The following is a 19,742-nucleotide window of genomic DNA, read 5'->3' on the forward strand; positions in this document are numbered from 1 at the left end:
TCACACCCGCTCAGATCTGCAGCGCTCGATCTCTTCAGCCATGCTATCGACACTCGGATAGCGGACAAACCACTGTGGCGATATTCCGATATTGAACTGCCGTTTGAGCTCGGCGGCCAATTTGACAGCCATGATCGAATCCACCCCGATTGCGGCGAAGCGCGCATCCGCAGCAATGTCCTCGGAACGCAGCATCGCCTTGAGTTTGGCGATCAGGATTGCCGCAGTGTTGTCGTCTGATGGCGAAACTTCAATGTTGTCGGAGTTCTTGTCACCCAGAAATGCAGCCAGTTCAGCCACACTTTGATGCCTCAGCAGTTCTTTTGGTGTCAGCGTGTAGCCGAGTTCCTTGTCGATCAGCACAATCAGGCGGATGGCCATAACGGAGTCGAGCCCGATGGCGGAAAATCGTGCATTGGCATCCAACGTTTCGATTTTCAGCAAGTCGCAGATGATGGTGATCAGGAGACGTTCGAGCGATTCCTCATGAACTCTTCCCCCCTTTGCATCGCCGTCGGTTGATGCTTTGAGCGAGGCTGTCGGCAGCGAGGGCAGGCCATCGCCCTTTTCAATGGGCTGCAAGTCGGGGGAAATGGGAGTTGTGTGCGGGCTCTGTCCTCGCAGAAGGGCCCTGTCACGGTCGAGGGATGTCCATATACGATCTTTCGCCCCATGGAGGATCAGGATCTCGCAGCCCTCGTGGATCAGTGCCTCCTGAAGGGCGGTCATTCCGGTGTTCAGGTCAATGAATGTGAAGCCAAGGTTTTCGAACCATGCATCAAACGCCGGGGTCACGTATTTGTCCCATTTCCAGCGAGACCAGCACAGTGACTTGCTTTGGCCGTGTCGTTGCCCCGCTGAAACCGCCTTCGCGCGCCATGTCGTGAAGGCATTCTGGAAGGCGCAACCATACGCATAGTCGGACCCGCCGGCCAGACCGAGCGAGGCCAGTGAAGAAAAGGCCATGAAGAAGTCGAGCTTGAGCGTTGAAGTTGCTTGATCGAGATTGACCGTGCCTTGAACCTTCGAGGCCGCTACGCGTGAAAAGTCCTGCCAGCTCTTGCGAAACAGATAGGCATCGTCGTGGGCTGTCACGAGATTCAACACCCCGTCGAGATGGCCGTGCTCCTTCACAATCTGTTCGATCAGACGCCTGGTCTGTGCGCCATCGGTGATGTCGCACTGAAGATATATGAACCGGCTTGAGTTACCGGCTGCGAGGCCTTGGGTTTTCTTATGAAGGCCTTGTTCGGGGGATGTCCGTCCGCACACAATGAATGTGGCTTCGACCGTGCTTCCCAGTTGCTTCAGAAGACGGAGGCCGAGTTCACCTGCGCCGCCCGGAATGAGGTAGACACCGCCGTCGCAAAAGCAGGGAGGCGCGGGATTCTTCGCGGTTTCGCGGGTGGTTTCACAAAGCGATTGGACAGAGCGGGAGGGGCTATAGCGCACCGTGACCGGAGAGGCAGGCGGGCGAGCGTTGATCTCCGTCATAAGCATCGTCAGAGCTTCTGCTCGTGTCGTTTGCCCCGGATACAGAGTATGGATTCTCAGATGCTCATTTTCCAGAAAGGCTGATTTCGCCAGAGCTGGGATGGCGTCGAGGGCTGGGTGGACGCCGAAGTCCTCTGGCGCGACATAGAAGACATCGATTTCGCGTCCGAACGCTCTGTCCATCAGCTCCTTTGCGAGCGCAAACACCAGTTCTGTCTCACTGAGACTGTGGGCCGATGCAATTTTGCCCTCGGATGGCAAGATGATGATCACTTCGGGCTCGGCGCCCGAAAGGTGCCAGACGTCCAGCGAGGGCTGAAAGCCTGCGTTCGGTGCATGGAAGACAGAGGTAACGACTGAAGCTTTTCCCGCACACTCTCTTTCAAGATCGGGAACGAAGGCGGCGAGCTGTTCATCGCTGCGCCCGATCACCCACATGCATTTGTGCTGCCAGTTGCGCGATTGCGGATCGGCCGGTTGTTCCGTCCAGGACGGTTCAAGATAAATCAGTTCGGCGTGCGGGTGCTCGGACGGCTGTTCGTCCGAAGGGCGGGGCTCGAACCAGCATTTCCGGTCCGGCCATGGAGCAATCGGCAGAGAGAGACGCCTTGCATCAGGCATATCCGGCCAGGTGCAGTGTGCTCGATCGAGCCACTCCGAGACGTGCTCGGGCAGTCCCAACCGTGCAGCCGTCGCCGCATCGCCCACGATCGCTTCATCAGTTAAGCTTCCGGAGCGGAGAGCTTCCAGTCCCGCCTCAAGCTCTTTGAGGCTGGATACGGATAACAAAATACGGCAGGGCCATTTCTCGCCGCGCTGCTGGAGTGTGAAGGCGATATCGGCCAGAAGGGTCACAGGATCGGCGGCTGCTTTCAAGGATCCTATCGCATCCGCCAATTTTGCTGCGTGGTTTGTCAGCCGAGCCATGGTTGGCGCGGCGAGAGGGACAAAGACGGGGGTAAGGTGGGCAGCATCGTGCACCCGATCTGCGGTCTGATGTTCCTGAATCACGAGTGAGGCGTTCGCGCCGCCGAAGCCAAAGGAATTGACAATGCCTGCCAACGGAAGGGAAGGGTCGTTCACAGGCCAAGGACCTGGAGCGGCCTGAAGTGTCAGTCCGTCTGTCAGAACAATATGCGGATTGAGCGACTGAAAGTTCGACAGGCCCGGCAGCATCCGGTGCCGCATCGCCATAACGACGTTGATGACACCAGCCACACCCGCAGCGGGTTCCAGATGCCCGATATTGGTTTTTACCGACCCCACAGCGCAGGGTGTCGGGGCGAGCGCCTGCGCAGTACGGCTTGCGCGAAAGGCGCTCTTGACGGCTTCGATCTCGATGGGATCGCCAAGTTCAGTGCCCGTGCCGTGCATCTCGACGTAGGAAATCTCATTCGGTGTCATCCCCGCATCCCGCAAGCCAGCTTGCATGAGCTGCGCCTGTGCGCGGCTGTTCGGGGCAGTCAGCGAGGCGGCCTTGCCACCATGGTTGACTGCGCTTCCACGGATCACGCCGTAGATATGATCCCGATCGCGCAATGCGTCGCCGTAAGGCTTGAGGAGGAGCACGCCTACGCCTTCGCCCCGGACATAGCCATCAGCTTTTGCGTCAAAGGTGCGGCATTGCCCCGTTGGTGATAGGACGCCCAGCTGACGTCCCATGATGAACATGTCCGGTGAAAGCAGGAGGTTGACGCCACCTGCCAGCGCCATGTCGCACTCTCCGTGTCGGATCGCTTGGACGGCATTGTGAATGGCAACGAGGCTGCTGGAGCAGGCCGTATCGATCGCAGCGCTGGGGCCATTGACATCGAGCAGAAAAGAGACCCGATTGGCGATCATCGCATGGGCGTTGCCGGTGCAGGCCTGCGCGCTGGTGAGACCGCGCGCGTCGAGCAGCTTTTGGTAGTCCTGAAACTGGACGCCTGCAAAAACGCCTACGGATTGACCGGCAAGTTTGGATGGATCGCGGCCCGAGTCCCAGATTGCCTCCCAGGCACTCATCAGAAACAGTCGATGCTGCGGATCCATGCACTCGGCTTCATACTGGGAGATGCCAAAAAACTCAGGCGCAAAGCGCTCCTCATCCTCGATGAACGCGCCCCATTTCACGTCTGTACGCCCGTCTTCGCGCAGGGGATCGCCATGGATATCGCGCCAGTTCCATCGGCGACGTGGTATCTCGGTGATCGCATTGCGCGAAGCACGCTGGTTTTCCCAGAACGCTTCCTTGTTGGCTGCGCCCGGCAGACGACAGGAGAGTCCGACGATAGCGACATCATGGCGAGATGTCTGCGCCGGGCCAATTTCCTCTTCCGGAGCGGCGGGGATTTCCTGTGCCCTGCCGCTTGCCGCGCCCTCCTCGCTAAGGTGATCAGCCAGTTCGCCGAGTGTGGGAAAGGTAAACAGGGTCACCGTGTCCACAGGGTGACCAAAATGCTCGGTTATGCGTTTGGCGAACAATTTCAGGGAAGCGGAATCAAATCCCAGATTTCCGAGAGGCTCGTCTGTGTCGAGGTTGGTCTGTGCCGACTCTAGAACTGTTGCGGCAAGGCGTTCGATCTCTTGCAGGATTTGAGCCGACCGGGCGCATGACATATCGGTATTCATCAACGGTCTCCTGCCGTGAAGTGGATGCCGCTTTCGGAAGGCGCGACATCCATTTCCTCTCTTTGGTGATCGGATGAGGTTGCCTCGCCTTCTGAGAACCAGTAGCGGCTTCGCGAAAACGGATAGACAGGGGCGGAAACGCGGCCCGCGCCCCGGCCATCGTATAGCGTGCTAAAGTCTCGTTTCTGCCCAGCGACCCATTGTTGGGCAAAGGCGATGGCAAGTCTCTCCAACTCGTCATCCGACGGCGTGTCGACGTCAGGCGAAATGATGCGCGTGTCTTCGCGGCCATCGAGCCATTGGCGTAGAACTTCGTGCAGTGATGTCCATGTTTTGCCTAGAAAGGCAGCGCGCCGCGGGAGGGCAATACGGCCGACCTGAAAGGTGAACAGAAAATCCTCGAGAAGAACGGTCTTGCCAACGGCAGTGCCGGGTTCTTCCTTGCGCGCGGGGCAGCTTTGCCGTTGGGCGAAGTCTGCAAGGCTACGGACGTAGTGAGTAAGTTCTGCCTCGCTGTTGGCAGAAACTGGAAGCACGGGCAGGATATGGTCTCGGCCTGGACCGGCTGGAGGTGCCGGTGGCTCCTCCAGCACCACGTGACCATATGCACCGCCGAAACCGAATGCGCTAACCCCTGCACGCCGCGGTAGGGGAGACCCGGGTTCGTTCGTGACGCGCGGCCAATCCTGCGTCCGGTGTGCAAGGCGCAGGCGACCGCCGGCAATCTTGCACAGTGGGTTGGGTGTGGTCAGGTAGGGGTTGCCGGGGATTTTTCCATGTTTCATGGAAAGGAGAACCTTGAGGACGCCTGCCAGCCCGGAGGCTGCTTCCAGGTGGCCGACATTGGGTTTTACCGAGCCAACCAAACAGGAAGGGTGTTGCGCGGATGTCTCGCCGACAAGCAGAGCGTCGTCGGCTTTGTGGATCGCATTAAACTCGATGGCATCCCCGAGCGATGTGCCTGTTCCATGCGCCTCGACATAGGTTATCGTGTGTGGTGGGACGCATGCCCGTTGCCAGGCCTTTGTCACCAGATTCTGCTGGGCGATCGCATTGGGAGCAGTCAGCCAATTGGCGCGCCCGCCATGGGAGATCGCCGAGGCGAGCAGTAGGCCGTGAATATGATCGCCATCCGCTTCGGCTGCCCTTAACGGTTTCAACAGCAGGAAAATCACCCCTTCACCACGGGCATATCCATTTGCCGTCGCATCGAAGCTTCGTGTCTGGAAATCGGGGCTCACCGTCCCCTCATGCGCCAGCCCCTCGGTAAGTGTGTCACTCAAGATGACATTGGCGCCGCCGACCAGTGCTGTTGAACAATCCCCATTGCGGAGGGCCTGGGCGGCAAGGTGAAGAGCTGTCAGCGAGCCGGAGCACGCGGTGTCAAGCGTGATACTGGGGCCCGTCAGCCCGAGCGCGAAGGATATGCGGTTCGCGATGATGGCGCTGGCGACACCGGTAGGCAGAAATCCGGTCGGGGTGATCCCCGCCCTGTGAATGTGTTCTTCGTAGTCCGATTTGCCGGAGGCGACAAACACGCCGGTTTCGCTTTTTGCAAGGTCGCTGGGGCGCCATCCTGCTTCTTCGACACAGTGCCACGCTGTTTCCAGAGAAAGCCGCTGCACGGGATCCATGAGCCGGGCTTCTTCCTCCGTGATGGCGAAGAAGCCGGCATCAAAGCCTGTCACGTCGTCCAAAAAACCGGCATTTGCCAGTTTGGGATGCTCCGTTCTGGCCGGGGGCAGAGGCCCCACACTGCTCTTGCAGGCGACAAGATTGTCCCAAAAAGCATCCAGATCCGAAGCGCCGGGGAGCCGCGCGCTGCAGCCGATAATGGCGATCGGCTCGGCCGCGGTTTGGCTTGTCGGGTCAAAGGCGGTGCTCATTCAGGTTCGCTCTGACGTTCGCGGATTTCACCACCAAGAGCGTTTTTCAGGGCCTGAACCATGTCCTGTCGCGCTGAACCATCCGGCGTCTTCGGTGGGGCGATGTGATTTGTTCCAGATGCGGAAAGATGACGCGCGAGAAGGGCGGGTGTTGAGTACTCCCAGACAATTGTCGGATCCAGCGCCAGTTCGAGATCCGCGTTGAGGGCGGTGACAAAGCGGGCGGCCAGAACCGAATCGATGCCGATCGCACCAAAGCTGTCCTCGGCGGAGAAACGGCCAGCCTGGTCGCCCAGCAGGGCGCGAAGCTGCTGCATCAGACCCGCCTCTATTTCACTGGCGCTCTTTGCGTGGCCCGCTGCCTGATGCGTTTCTTCACACCGTCCCTTTTTATTGGGGAGCGACTTGATCTGACCTGCCAGATAGAGATCCCGGGTGAGGCGGCGCTGGACCTTGCCGCTCGTGGTTTTCGGAAGGGAGGCCGGGGGTATGAAAATGATGTCGGAAAGCGTGACGTCATGGTTGCGCCAAACCGCATCGCGTACCACACGCTCCAGCTCGCCAAGATCGGTCGTATGACGCGCGGTGCGCTCGATCTCGTGCACAACGGCAATTGTCTCGCCATCGTCGCCATCGATGGCAAAGGCTGCGCCGTTCACGGTACGGAAAGCGGGGTGGCAGTCCTTCACCGTCAGTTCAATGTCCTGCGGATAGATGTTCCGCCCGCGCATGATGATGATGTCTTTCAAGCGTCCGGCAATGTAAAGCTCACCATCTTGAAGGAAGCCGAGGTCGCCGGTGCGCATGAAGTGCGGGTTGTCTTCTCCGGCAGGGCTCTGGCCAAACGTCGCTGCGCTTGCCGCGGGCGCTTGCCAGTAACCGGTGGTAATGCTGTCACCGCTGACCCACACTTCGCCGATCTCGGCGTCCTTGCAGCGCAAGTGGGTATCCGGATTGACGATGGCTATTTCCATATCGCTCGCCGGGCGACCCGAACTGACCAGTTCGACTGCGTTTCCCTCCTGGCCAACCGGTTTCAGACTGCCGGCTGCCAATGCCTCCTTGTTCACAGATAGGAGGACCGGGGGTTCCCTCACACGCGACGTGGTGCTGAGAAGTGTCGCCTCAGCAAGTCCATAGGCTGGAAAGAAGGCTTCAGGCGAAAAGCCGTAGGGGCCAAACCGATCCTGAAAGCTTCTGAGCGTGGACGCATAAATCGGTTCGGCGGCGTTGAGGGCGTTGCGCCAGCAGCTAAGGTCCACGCCGTCGAGCTGCTCGGGTCGGATGGACTTGACGCAGAGCCTGTATCCGAAATCGGAGGACATGCTTGTGGTTGCGCGGTATCGACTGATCGCTTGAAGCCAGAGTGCCGGATTGCCGCTGAAGGCGGCGGGGCTCATCATGTAGCAGGTGGCACCGACAAACAGCGTCTGGATGACAATGCCGATCAGCCCAAGATCGTGAAACAGCGGCAGCCAGCTGACGATGACCGTTGTCTCGTCATGGCCCATGTGGCGCGCGGTGAGACCGGCATTGTGCATGAGATTGCCGTGACTGACCATCACCCCCTTCGGGCTGCTCGTGGAGCCGGATGTGTATTGCAAAAAAGCGATGTCCTTCTGCGCCGGCCAAACCGGCGTCCAGTCGCTGGCTTCGTGTTCCTCCGCGAGGTCTTCAATGCACAAGAGGTCGAGCGCGCGAATGGAAGGATAGGGCTGGGACCATGCCACGATGTTGTCGCGGATCGAACGACAGGTGAGGATATAGCGAGGCTGGCAATCCGCCACGATCGCTTCGAATGTCGCCCAGCTCCGCTTGTTGGGTTTCGGCGTATGAGCCGGCACGGCGATGGCCGCCCCGAACAAGGTTGCAAGGAACCCCACCACAAACTCGGAGCCCTGCGGAAACAGGAGCATGATCCGCTCGCCGGCTGCGTTTCGCCTTTGAAGCGCCGCACCAATGCGACGGCATGTGGCGTCAAGCACTTCATACCCAAGATGGCCCTGTTCCTCGACACCGTTTTTCAGATTCACATAGGCGGTTTTTCGACCGAGCTTTTGTGCGTTGTCGCGAACCACGTGAACGACGGATTCAGGCAAGCTGGTCTGCATGCGGTCTTCTCCTCCTGTGACCGGCCGGGCTCTCCCGCTGTCGTCCTCGCTACAGCGGGGCTTTCGGCCGCTTGACCGATCTGCCCATCAATTACACTAATATAATAGAATTATTGTTGTAAACCGCATGCATGCCGTCGGCTTGTTTTGCGGGCGGTATTTTTGAATGCGGGGGTTAGGTGACCTCGTGCTTAAGGTCGTAGAACCGGATCGCGTTCTCTCCGAAGATGCGGCGATCATGCGCCAATTCCCGCGGGAGTGCCGCCATCGTTGCAGCCAGCACGTCTGAGTAGTTTCCAGCCGTCAGACAGACCGGCCAGTCGCTCCCGAAGATGAGCCGCTCGGGACCAAACATCTTAACGGTGTGAGCAACGAAAGGGCGCAGATCGTCAACGGTCCAGCCATCAGGATCCGCTTCGGTGATCATGCCGGAAATCTTGCAGTAAACATTCTTGAATGCCGCCACCTGTTCGATGCCGTCGCGCCAGCTGGTGCATATGCCTTTGGCGATGGGTGGTTTGGCAAGATGGTCGATGACAGCGCGCAGTTCGGGTAACTGCTCGAGCATTTTCACGATCTGCGGCAGGTGCCTTGGATAGATAAGGACATCGAAAGCGAGACCGTGCTTTGCCACCTCCCTCAATGCCCGCATGACTGCCGGGCTCAGGATCCAGTCGTCGTCGGCAATATCCTGAAGCATCGGCCGCACCCCGACGAATTTCGGTTTCCCGGCATAGTATGCGAGCCGTTCGGGGAAGTTCTCGTCTTCCATGTCCAGCCAGCCCACCACGCCGGCGATAAAATCTGTCTCTTGCGCAATGTTGAGCAGAAAATCGGTTTCCTCCTGGGTCGGTGCCGCCTGTATGAGCACCGACCGCCCGATGCCGAACCGCCCAAACAGCGGTGCAAGGTCGGCGGCCAGGTAATCCCTCTGGAGAACTTCAGGGGCGCCGTCCATCCAAGGATAGTCGCCGCGGGCCTTGGCCCATAAATGATGATGTGCGTCGACGAACATGGTCTCTCCGGAAAAACTGCAGACAGGCTGACAATTTCAGCGTTTATCCCCCTGCTATCCTCCTGCTATCCCCCGGCGCTGCGTTGCTCCGCCAATGCATCGTTGAGGTCGAACGATTGCACGTCGATCAGCATTTCCGTTTCCATGCGCTGGAACTTGCCATGGAGGTAGATCTTGTTTGGCCGTGAAGAGGTTGAATTGACTTCGTGGGATTTGTTGTGGGGAACATGTATGGAACTGGCGTCGCGGCAGAGCCTGAACTCAACTCCTTCCTGGAAGAGAGCCAACGCGAAATCGAGATCTTCAGCTCCCCAGGTTTTGAAATTCTCGTCAAAACGGAAGCGCTGGCCCAGTGTCTGACGGTGGATGGAAAGGTTGCAGCCCCAGGATATGGCCCATGGCGCGGGCAGATCCATAAGCCGTTCACCGAACTTCTGGTAGGTGCGCTCGCGCATATCCGGAAAGAGCCCCTGCGAGCGGAAGAGCTGAAGCGTGGCTTCAACATTGTCGAGATCGAGTGAAGCCTCTAGCGCCTCGCTTAGTTTCTCGTCGTCGTCGCCCGTGTTGCTGAAGCCAAAGACATAGCCGAGGACGAGGCGGCCAGGCTCGGAATGCGCCTCGATATGAGCCCGGATGCATCCTTGCGAAACAATGACCCCGCAATCCAGAAGAACGCAGACATTTCCCTCTGCCATCTGGATGCCGAGATTTCTTGCCCGTGACAGCCGGTACCCCTCATCTTTCTGGTAGATATAGCGAATCTGGCAGTCTGCCCTCCCGATGAACTCGTGAACGAGGTCGAAGGTGCCATCTGACGAACCATCATCAACGATGATGATTTCGAAGGCGTCACTGGGCAAATCGCTCGCGAGCAGAGACTGGATTGTCTTGGAGAGCAGCTCCCTGCGATTGTAGGTCGGCACGATGACGCTCGCAGCGAATGTCTTGTTGTTCTGCATGTAACTTCTGTCCTCCCACGAACGATGATGCAGTCCTTCGCGGCGTTGATCCGGAAGGTCTCATATTGAAATTCTAATATATTAATGTGCATTTTGTGGTGCGTGTCAACGATCCTCGGGAGAGGCACACCCCGCCAGGTTCTGCTGCGCCATTGATCGGGTGGGCGGTGGTGAAGCGTTTTCGCTTATGTGGCCGCGGCGTGTGCATCGATCCGTGGAAGTGCCATCGAAGGGGTGTCAGCCCTGCCTCTTTGAACTGGTGACCACTCTTGAAACTGTTCGCTGTAGCGCGCTCTTCCCGCCGGAACACACGCGATCCCCATGACATCAAGCGGACGCAGGTGGTGTTTTCTTCTTCTTGGAGCGGAGGGAGGGCATTTTGCGAGAACGTGGCGCCGTTCGCGGCCTGTTTCGTGTTGTGGAGAAAATGCTCTGAAACGTTGAGATCTGGGGTAAGTGCGTGCGGTGATCGCTAACAGCAAACCTTCAAAGTCATGTGGGGTAGGCGTTAAACTCTCTCCCGACGGAATTGCGAATCTTCAATATGGAGCAGTCTGTCGCCGTCGGAGACACATGGAAGCATCAAGTGCGCACCCATGGTTGTTTGAAAAATGGAATCGTATTCCAATTTGGAATTTGATGTTGTATAGTCCAATTCGACCTGGGAGGAATGGTTGACTGTAGCCGCTATAGATCGTTGCTTGACGATGCTGGAAGCGCTCGCTGGCGAGCGCGATCCGATCGAACTGACGGATCTCGCGAACCGGCTGGGCATGCCGGCAAGCGCGGTTCATCGCACGCTGACAACACTTGTCTCTCGAGGATGGGTGTTGCAGCACAGCGGAACCCAACGCTATGCGCTCTCTCTCCGCATGAGCACTCTCGCCTTCCGCAATCTTGATGTGCGCGCGGTGCCTGACGTGGTCCAGTCGGTTCTGGACAAGCTGGCACGCGAGACGCGCGAATATTGCCGTCTGGCTATTGTCGAGGGCGAGGATCTTGTCTGGGTCGCTCGTGCCCAGGGTGCGGTCACGGGGCTGCGCTACGACCCCGAGATGGGGCAGGAGATCGTTTTGCATGCCACCGCCAACGGCAAGGCCTGGCTTTCCACTTTGCCGGAATCGGAGGCGCTGCGCATAGTCTGCTCCCGCGGGTTCGGCGCGCGGCGGCCGCTGGGGCCAAACAGCGCCACCAATGTTGATGAATTCCGCGCCCGCCTCGCAGAAACGCGCGAGCGCGGATACGGGGTCTCCGTGGAAGAAGCCGAAGCGGGGACCGGCGCTGTGGCCGTGCCCTTCTTCAACGGGGTGGGGCCTGATGCGCCGGTGGCTGGAACGATGAGCGTCGCCGGCCCTCTCGTGCGCATCACCCCCGAGCGTTATGAAGAGCTTGCGACCGCACTGAAGAAGGCTGCCGTCGAGGTTGCTGAAATCTGGTCTTTGCGCAGCCGTCAGCGCGGCTACCAACCGGCTGTGGCTGCACCGCGCTCGCCGGTCCCTGCGGACGTTTGAGGCGGAAAATGATGCGACGCAACCCGATATCGCAGCGCGTTCTGGAGCCGGTCCTCTGGTTCGCCGGTCTTTTGCTGGTGTGGGAGGTGCTGGTCAGGGTGCTGCAGGTTCCGGTTTACGTCTTGCCCGCGCCATCGCAGTTTCTCTCGCGCATCGTGGAGGATTATCAGAGACTGGGATACCACGCGCTCGTGACGACGAGGCTCATCGTCTACGGATTTGTCGCTGGTGCCATACCCGGTGTCGTGCTCGGTTACCTGATAGCGAAATTCCGTCTCGCCGAGCAGGTGCTTTATCCGCTGGTCGTGTTCATCCAGGGGTTGCCGAAGATCACTTTGGCTCCGCTCATGCTGGTCTGGTTCGGCTTTGCCGATTTCCCGAAGATACTGCTCACAGCGTTGATCACTTTCTTTCCGATTTTGGTCGACAGCGTGACCGGTTTTAAGTCGATCGATCCGCGGCAGTACTATCTCAGTCGCTCGGTCGGGGCCTCATGGTGGCAGACATTCCGGTTGTTCGAACTGCCTTCGGCGGCACCCAGCATTTTTTCAGGGTTCAAGATCACCGTTGTCATTGCGGTCACAGTGGTCATCGTCGTGGAGTGGATGAACTCGCAGAACGGGCTTGGGTATCTGGTCCTGCGTGGCATGGATGATTCCGACACATCACTCATCTTTGCGGTGCTTGTGGTCGGTTCGATGATCGGCGTTCTGCTCAGTTGGGGGATGGAACTGGCCGAACGGGCATTGCTGCCCTGGCAGCGTCGCTGAGCGGTTCGTGGTCGGCAGGCAGTCATCACGATAAACAAAAGGGAGGAAGAAAATGCAATTCAGATTGAAGCATGTGGCGGCGGGGGCGATGTTCGCACTGCTCGCCGGTGGGGTTTCCGTGTCGGCGCAGGACAAGCTGCAGATGCAGATGAACTGGACGGCGGATTCGGCCCATCTCGGTTTTGCGGTGGCTCAGTCCAAGGGAATCTATAAGGACCATAATCTTGATGTCACCTTGACGGAGGGGCGCGGTTCCGCTGTTGCAGCGCAGCTCGTGGCGACCGGGCAGACCGAGCTTGGCTATGCCGATACCGGCGCGACACTGAATGTGGCCGCCCAGGGGGCGCCGATCAGGATCTTCGCCACCATCTGGAAGTCCGGTCAGTTCGGTATCCAGTATCTGGCCGATTCAGGCATCAAGGAACCGAAAGACCTTATCGGCAAAAAGCTGGCGGTTTCTCCCGGATCCGCCATGCTTCCGCTCATCCCGGTCTTCCTGCGGGCAAACGGCATCGAAGAGTCTCAGGTAGAAATCGTCTCGGCGGCTGAAAGCGCATTTATCGGCCTTTTGACATCCAAACAGGTCGACGCGGTGTCGCAAACGCCGGAAAACATTGTTGTGCCGCTTGCCGCCCAGGGCATCGAGGCGGGCAATATGTATTTCTACAACAATGGTGTTCCGATCGCGAGCCTCGCCTTGGTGGCCCGTGAAGACAAACTTGAAGCCAACCCTGATGTCTACAAACGCTTTGTCGAAGCAACGGCGCTGGGCTGGCAGGAAGCGATGAAGGATCCGGAAGCCGCGGTCGATGCGCTGCTCGAGATTTTCCCCGAGACCGCCCATTCCAAGGAGAACCTCCTTCAGTCGGCCAAGTTCAGCTTTGCCTCGGTTTGTCCAGGCGGGGCTGGTGACGCCATCGGTGTGACGGATGCGGAAACCTGGGAAACCATGTACGGGGTCATGACCTCGGTGATGAACCTTCCCGACACCAAGCCGGTAACCGATTACTATACGCTCGACTATCTGCCGGAAACGCCGGTGACCTGCCCCTGAGGCATGTCGGTCGTAACCTCCGGTCCGGGCGTGTGAGGCGCCCGGACATCACTCTCACGCGGAAAGTTTCATAAGGCATGTCGCAAACAGCTTCTGCCATGGCACCGGCACAGTCAGGCACGCGCGCGCGCTTGATGGCGGCGTTCGGCGGTTCCTATTTGTCGTCCGTTCTCATCGGAACGGTCGCGGTGTTGTTGCTGCTCGGCGCGTGGGAGATAGCGCTCCGCTTCTTCGAGGTGCCCATATGGCTCGCGCCCAAGCCTTCAGATTTCCTGGCGCGGCTTTATACAGATCGGGTGTTGATCGCCGGTGATGCATTCTGGACTTCACTCACAATCGTGGAGGGTTTTGCCCTTGGTGTGGTGGTGGCGATCCCACTGGCCCTGGCGATTGTTTCGGTCGGTGCGCTGGAGCGAGGCCTCTATCCCGTCATCGTGTTTTTGAACATCATGCCCAAGACGGTGATCGGGCCCATCCTGATCATCTGGTTCGGGATTGGCCCGCTGGTGGCCGCGCTGATCGTTTTCCTGATGAGTTTCTTTCCGGTTCTGGTCGACTCCATGTCAGGCTTCCGGTTGGTCGACCGTCGCCTTTTCTACATTTCGCGGTCCATGGGCGCGAGTTCATGGCAGACGTTCTGGAAGGTCAGGCTGCCCGCCGCCATGCCTCACATTTTTTCAGGCATGAAGATCGGCGTGGTGAAGGCGGTGGAGGGCGTCATCATCGCCGAATTCATCGCTTCGAACAAAGGTCTGGGCTTCATGATCGTGCGGGCCTCGGCCTTTATGGACATGACACTGATGTTTTCCGGGCTGGTGGCTGCAGCGATCGTCGCGCTGATCTTCAACGGTGCAATGAGCATGATAGGGCAATGGCTGATGCCGTGGTCCAGACACTGAACCCGGACAAAAGACAATGACGGACACGACCATGGCAGACATGAAACCCAGCACTCCTTCCGGGCTGGTGCATCCGGTTGGCGAGGTGAACGCCACGGGCGCCTCGATCCATGCCAAGGGGCTGACAAAAGTCTTCGGAAGCGGGGAAAACGCATTCCACGCGCTCGGGCCCATTGATCTGGATATAAAGCCGGGGGAGTTCGTTTCCATCATCGGACCCTCCGGCTGCGGAAAGAGCACGACCATGCTTCTCGTCACCGGGCTGGAACCACCGAGTGCCGGTTCGGTGGAGATCGACGGGAAACCGCTTACGGCACCTATTTCGGAGATCGGGATCGTCTTTCAAGATCATCTGCTTCTGGATTTTCGCACTGCCATCAACAATGTCATGCTGCAGCAGGAGATCAGGGGGCTCGATAAGGCCAAGTTTAGAGAACGGGCTGATGCGCTGTTTGCGCGGCTCGGTCTCACAGGAGCGGAAAACCGGTATCCGTGGCAGCTCTCCGGCGGTATGCGTCAACGCGTTTCCATTGCGCGGGCACTCGTTCACGATCCCTCGATGCTGCTGATGGACGAGCCTTTCGGCGCGCTCGACGCGATCACACGCACCCAGATCCGGCATGATCTGGAAATGCTTTGGCTCGAAACACGCAAGACGGTGCTGTTCATCACCCACTCCATTGAGGAGGCGGTTGGGCTTTCGGATCGTGTACTGGTCATGTCGAAGAGCCCCGGCACCATCGTCGAGGAGATTGTCATCGATCTGCCGCGTCCGCGTCCGGCGCATCTGGGCGAGTATCCCGAGTTCTCGAAATATGCCGAAAGAATCTATCGGATCTTCGAGAAACTCGGCGTTTACAAATTCTAGCGCGGCGTCATGGTCGAAGCTTTGCAATTGCCCGAGTTCATCTTCAATGAAGCGACCATCCGCGAGAAGTGGGGCCTGGAGCCGTTTCTCGAAGGATGTGCGCAGCGCGGTCTGTCGCGCGCCTCCTTATGGGGTGATGAAATCGAAAAGGTCGGCCTCCGGGAGGCGCGGCGTATGCTGTCCCGCACGGGGGTATCAACTTTCGGCTTCAATCGGGCCGGGCCTCTCCTGGGAACGGAAGGGGCCGGGCGCGCGGAATCCCTTGATCGCGCGCGTCGCGCAGTGGACATGGCTGCCGAGCTTTCAGCCGACCATGTCCTTGTCTTCTCGGGAGGGCTCCCGCACGGCAGCCGCGATCTTGCTGCGGCTCGGGGCGAGGTGGAGGAGACGATCGGGATGCTCCTCGATCATGCCCGCTCCGTTGGCATGACCCTTGCGCTGGAGCCGCTGCATCCCATGGTCGCCGGTGACAGGGCGGTGATTTTGACCCTCGGTCATGCCAATCGACTCTGTGATCAGCTGGGCGACGGGATCGGCATCGTGGCGGACGCCTATCACATTTGGTGGGATGAGCGCCTGGAGGTCGAACTCGCACGCGCCGGTTCTGCCGGCAGGATACTGGGCTTCCACGTCAGCGACTGGCTGGTGCCGACGAAACACGTTCTGCGTGATCGGGGTATGATGGGTGATGGCATCATCGATCTGGCCGGCATGTGGCGCCAGGTGCAGAGAGCCGGCTATGCCGGCCCGATCGAGATCGAGATATTCTCCGATCGCTGGTGGGGCGAAGATCCTGATCTGGTGCTCGATACGGCGCTTGCCCGATGCCGGAACATATTTTCCGGGGGGATGATCACATCATGAGCGACAGCATTCCAAATCTGGGCGGTGGATCGCGCGTCTATGCGGTGTTCGGCGATCCTGTGGCTCAGGTGCAGACACCCACTCTCATCAATCCGCTTTTTGCCGCAAGGAGCCTTGATCTCTACGCCGTTCCGTTTCATGTCACCCGGGAAAATTTCGAGGCCGCATGGGGCGTTTTCGCAGCGATGGACAATGTGGCCGGCATCGGCGTGACCGTGCCGCACAAGATTGCAGCGGCTCGTTTGTGTGACGAACTGACACCGGCCGCTGAGGCCGTCGGCGCAGTGAATTCCATTCAGCGACGAAGCGACGGCTCCATGTATGGTGCGCTTTTCGACGGGCTGGGTTTCGTGCGTGGATTGGCCGCCAATCGCAGCCGTCTGGCGGGAGCGTCGGTTATGCTCGTCGGCGCTGGCGGGGCGGGACGTGCCATCGCCCATGCCTTGTGCGGTGAGCAGATCGGCCGGCTCTCCGTGATCGACCTCGATGAGGATGCACTGCAATTCACCATCGGCATGGTCAATCGGGAGATCGGTGGGCCGGTGGTGCAACGCGGCTCCAGCGATCTGGCGGGTATCGATGTGCTGATCAACGCAACGCCGATCGGGCTGAAATCCGCAGACGCCTTTCCTGTCGATCTCCGGGATTTGAACTCTGAAATGCTGGTGGCCGACATTGCCGCCTTGGCGCGGGACACCGAATTGCTGAAGCTCGCGCGGGAGCGTGGCGCGGCTACAAGCGATGGCCGTGACATGCTTGAGGCGCAGATCGCGCTGATCGGTGGCTTCGCGGCCGGGCAGGATGCTGGAGCACCGCTCTGAGATAGGGTTTCGGTCGTTGCCCGTTTGTTAAGCGGCCATGTGAGCCGCAATGAGATCGATCTGCCCGTGGATCATGTGAATGCCTGAATGGATTTGCGCACCCCGCCTGCGCGCGGCCTCGAGCAGAGGTGTCACCTCCGGCTTGGCGATGACCTCGGCGATCAGCATCGTCTCGTCGATCAGACCTGCATCGAAGGGGTGTGGGTCGCTCGCCGAAAGGCCGAGCGACGTCGCGTTTATGACGATCAGGCCCGATGCGGTATGCGTTTGGCCGGACATTTCGGCGCGTGCGAAAGACCGCCCAGCGACGCGGTTCACAGCCTCTGCCAGTTCCTCGGCTTTTTGTCGGGTGCGGTTTGCGATGATCAGGGATGCGGCGCCTTCCTCGGCGAGCGCGAACGCTATCGCGATCGCTGCCCCGCCGGCGCCGATCATGAGGCAATGCCTACCGGTCACCGTATGGCCCTGGCGCTTCAAGCCGCGAACAAAACCCTTGCCGTCAAACTGGTAGCCCTTGAAGGAGCCGTCGGTTTCCCGCCGCACGAGATTGACCGCTCCGACCCGCTCGGCGAGAGGGTCCAGGCTGTCACAGAGCGGGAGCGCGGCCTGCTTGTGCGGAAGGGTGATACCGAAACCGATCAGGTTTCTGAGAGCCTTGAGCCCCGCCCATGCGGTCTCCAGCTCCTGCGCACCGATATGGAGGGGGAGGCACACAATGTTCGCCCCACGGGCCGCAAAGATGGGGTTGATCGCCGTCGGGGTCATCACCTGGGCGATGGGGTCGCCAATAACACCCATGATCTTCGTCGAGCCGTCGATCGTAGCGGGAAGATCTACCATGAGAGTTCCTCCCGTTTCAGCCATACGAGACTGCCATCTTCCACGCCAACCACGAGGCCGAGCTTGCCGCTTCCATCCCAGTCCACGGCTTCCGGTGAAGCGACGTGCATGGCCATCTGGATGGTTTCGCCGCGAAACTTGAACGCTTTTGGAAAAGCGAAAACCGGCTTGTCGTTGGAGCCAATGTTCTCCAGCAGAAAGATGCCAGCCTGGCCGGTCGTGTTGCGTGGCTGGCCGGTCGGGCCGGGGGGCACGGACGCACGCGCGTGTGTCCCGATAATGAGATCGATCCGTCCATCGCCGGTCCAGTCCACGGCACAGAGTTTCACGCGGCCGCGCCCGCCGCCCACATCCTGGGTGAAACGCATTTGCGCGCCGTCCTCCCATTGCAGATGCCGTTTGTCGGCAAGTTCCGTGTCTGTTGCGCGGCGGAAATCCGACAACACGCCATCCTCGTCGAGTGCGAGGTAGTGGAGCTGGCCGTTGCCCATCCAGTCAACCACGGCCGGTCGCACTCGCCAGACGGTTTTCAGTGGCTTGCCCTGCCAGATCAAGGGGCGTGGCGCTTCGAAACGGGGAGGCACGGAACCACCGTCATTGCGGTAGAAATTGTGCGCGCCGTTGACGTCGCTGACAAGCAGGTCCGGCAATCCGTCGCCATCCCAATCGGCGATGGTGGGGCAGGAATAGCCGAACATTTTCTCCGAAGGCCCCTGTATGGAGCCGGTCAGACCGGCGGCGATGCGCACGGGCTCGCCGCCCGCTTCGATCATCACTTCCCGCGCGAGCGCGGGCGCACCATTTGGGCCAAGGTTCTCGTAGAACAGAAGCTCGCCGGTGCTGTTGCCGACCACAAGATCGGGCAGGCCATTGCCTGTGAAATCGTGAGCCGCGGGTGAGGGCAGAACGCCGGCGTGTATCGATGGCTCTGTGCCCTCGACACGTCCGATCTTTTGAAAGGCTGGCCGCCCGTCAGCGCCGGAGCCGGTGTTCCGAAGAAATGTGACATAACCATCTTCCGCGCCAACCAGAATATCGAGACGCCCGTCGCCATCCCAGTCGACGGCGCAAGGCAGATGAATGCATTGGTCCAGAAGCACCGGTTCGCCGGCGGCGTCGGCGACAAGCGTGGGTTGTTCAAAGGTGAAAGGGCCGGTCTGATCGGCGAAATGCAGGATGTTCCAGAATTCGCCACACACGAGGGCGGTGCGCCCCTCACCGGAAAAACCGCCGAAGGCTGGTGCACATTGACCATACACCTCCAGCGGGGTCTCACCCCCGATGATCGGTCTGCCGCGGCCTAACACGGGCGCGCTCAGAGTGCCCGTGTTCTTGAATGCATAGAGGAACCCGCGTAGCGGCCCACCCAGCCAGCGACCCGCCGCATCATAGGCGCGGTAGCCCACATCGTTCCATTCCAGCCCGTTCGGCCAGTAGTCATCCCATGAATCCGTGCCCACGACGAGTTCGGGAACACCATCGCCGTCAATGTCATGGAAGCGGGCCATGTGAAAATACTCGTTGCCTTTGACCCAGTCCGCTTCCAGATCCAGCGCGACCGGATCACCAAAACGCGGCTCGCGCGCAGTGCCAATGTTGGGAAACAGATAAATCTGCCGCCGCATGCGTGACACGGAGAGGAGATGAAAGCGGTCGCCATCGGGCACTGCGGTGACATAGCCGCGCACACCTTCGACAATCTGTTCGCGCCCGAGAAGGGGCGTACCATCCGGCTTCGTCCCGATTTGCTGATAAAGAAAAACGCGTCCCTCATAGCATGTATCCCAACTGGACAGGAGGAGGTCGCGTCCGCCATCGCCATCCCAGTCGACCACGTCGACGCAGGTGATGATACGGCCCGCGACCGGTGCCGAAGTCACATCGGGATCATAGCGAATGGCCTGCTCCACATAAGTCGGGCCGGTCCAGACAGACGCGTCATCCTCCCATCGGGTCACGCTCAAGATGCTTCTCCTCCGTTTTTGGAATCCTATTCCAATTTCATTTCGTATCATATAGCGTGGCAAATGAAACCTGCAG

14 protein-coding genes are annotated in these 19,742 nt (G+C 59.5%); 7 read left to right on the top strand and 7 right to left on the bottom strand.

Translation table 11 applies throughout. The features are described 5' to 3' along the window. From H7H48_RS06775 to H7H48_RS06795, 5 genes are all read right to left on the bottom strand, one after another. Window positions 1-4,104, bottom strand: a complete 4,104-nt coding sequence (locus H7H48_RS06775; RefSeq protein ID WP_229448189.1) for an SDR family NAD(P)-dependent oxidoreductase — start codon at window positions 4,102-4,104, stop codon at window positions 1-3. Further along, window positions 4,104-5,990 carry a polyketide synthase gene (locus H7H48_RS06780; RefSeq protein WP_229448191.1) on the bottom strand — a complete coding sequence of 629 codons (1,887 nt, stop codon included), beginning with the start codon at window positions 5,988-5,990 and terminating at the stop codon, window positions 4,104-4,106. The genes H7H48_RS06775 and H7H48_RS06780 overlap by 1 nt, the downstream gene beginning before the upstream one ends. After that, the gene (locus tag H7H48_RS06785; protein ID WP_229448192.1) at window positions 5,987-8,101 is read right to left on the bottom strand and encodes an AMP-binding protein; all 2,115 of its coding nucleotides are present in this window, start codon (window positions 8,099-8,101) and stop codon (window positions 5,987-5,989) included. The genes H7H48_RS06780 and H7H48_RS06785 overlap by 4 nt, the downstream gene beginning before the upstream one ends. 175 nt (window positions 8,102-8,276) lie before the next feature. After that, window positions 8,277-9,116, bottom strand: coding sequence for an amidohydrolase (locus H7H48_RS06790; RefSeq protein WP_229448194.1), 840 nt, complete (start codon window positions 9,114-9,116; stop codon window positions 8,277-8,279). Window positions 9,117-9,181: 65 nt separating this feature from the next. Further along, window positions 9,182-10,075, bottom strand: coding sequence for a glycosyltransferase (locus H7H48_RS06795; protein ID WP_229448196.1), 894 nt, complete (start codon window positions 10,073-10,075; stop codon window positions 9,182-9,184). A gap of 674 nt (window positions 10,076-10,749) precedes the next feature. Here H7H48_RS06795 and H7H48_RS06800 point away from each other — a divergent pair. The 7 genes from H7H48_RS06800 (at window position 10,750) to H7H48_RS06830 (ending at window position 16,862) form a co-directional block, all read left to right on the top strand. Continuing rightward, a complete protein-coding gene (locus tag H7H48_RS06800) occupies window positions 10,750-11,586 on the top strand; it encodes an IclR family transcriptional regulator (protein WP_229448197.1) in 837 nt (278 codons plus the stop codon). Window positions 11,587-11,594: 8 nt separating this feature from the next. Continuing rightward, window positions 11,595-12,356 (top strand): ABC transporter permease, encoded by a 762-nt coding sequence (locus H7H48_RS06805; RefSeq protein WP_229448199.1) that lies wholly within the window; start codon window positions 11,595-11,597, stop codon window positions 12,354-12,356. A 52-nt stretch (window positions 12,357-12,408) separates the two neighbouring features. Continuing rightward, window positions 12,409-13,410, top strand: a complete 1,002-nt coding sequence (locus H7H48_RS06810; protein WP_229448200.1) for an ABC transporter substrate-binding protein — start codon at window positions 12,409-12,411, stop codon at window positions 13,408-13,410. 98 nt (window positions 13,411-13,508) lie between these two features. Then, complete coding sequence (locus H7H48_RS06815) at window positions 13,509-14,309, top strand: ABC transporter permease (protein ID WP_229448202.1); 801 nt, start codon at window positions 13,509-13,511, stop codon at window positions 14,307-14,309. Window positions 14,310-14,325: 16 nt separating this feature from the next. After that, a complete protein-coding gene (locus H7H48_RS06820) occupies window positions 14,326-15,177 on the top strand; it encodes an ABC transporter ATP-binding protein (RefSeq protein ID WP_229448204.1) in 852 nt (283 codons plus the stop codon). 9 nt (window positions 15,178-15,186) lie between these two features. Beyond that, window positions 15,187-16,041 (top strand): sugar phosphate isomerase/epimerase, encoded by an 855-nt coding sequence (locus tag H7H48_RS06825; RefSeq protein ID WP_229448205.1) that lies wholly within the window; start codon window positions 15,187-15,189, stop codon window positions 16,039-16,041. Further along, window positions 16,038-16,862 (top strand): shikimate dehydrogenase, encoded by an 825-nt coding sequence (locus H7H48_RS06830; RefSeq protein ID WP_229448206.1) that lies wholly within the window; start codon window positions 16,038-16,040, stop codon window positions 16,860-16,862. Before H7H48_RS06825 ends, H7H48_RS06830 begins: the two co-directional genes overlap by 4 nt. A 27-nt stretch (window positions 16,863-16,889) precedes the next feature. Here the strand turns inward: H7H48_RS06830 and H7H48_RS06835 are convergent, their stop codons facing one another. Together H7H48_RS06835 and H7H48_RS06840 are read right to left on the bottom strand one after the other, a co-directional pair. Continuing rightward, window positions 16,890-17,702 carry a shikimate dehydrogenase gene (locus H7H48_RS06835; RefSeq protein ID WP_229448207.1) on the bottom strand — a complete coding sequence of 271 codons (813 nt, stop codon included), beginning with the start codon at window positions 17,700-17,702 and terminating at the stop codon, window positions 16,890-16,892. Then, window positions 17,696-19,660: a VCBS repeat-containing protein gene (locus H7H48_RS06840; protein WP_229449205.1), complete on the bottom strand. Its 1,965-nt coding sequence runs from the start codon at window positions 19,658-19,660 to the stop codon at window positions 17,696-17,698. Before H7H48_RS06840 ends, H7H48_RS06835 begins: the two co-directional genes overlap by 7 nt. Window positions 19,661-19,742: the final 82 nt, after the last annotated feature.

Source organism: Nitratireductor sp. B36, assembly GCF_020833685.1.
In the GTDB taxonomy this organism is placed as follows: domain Bacteria; phylum Pseudomonadota; class Alphaproteobacteria; order Rhizobiales; family Rhizobiaceae; genus Nitratireductor.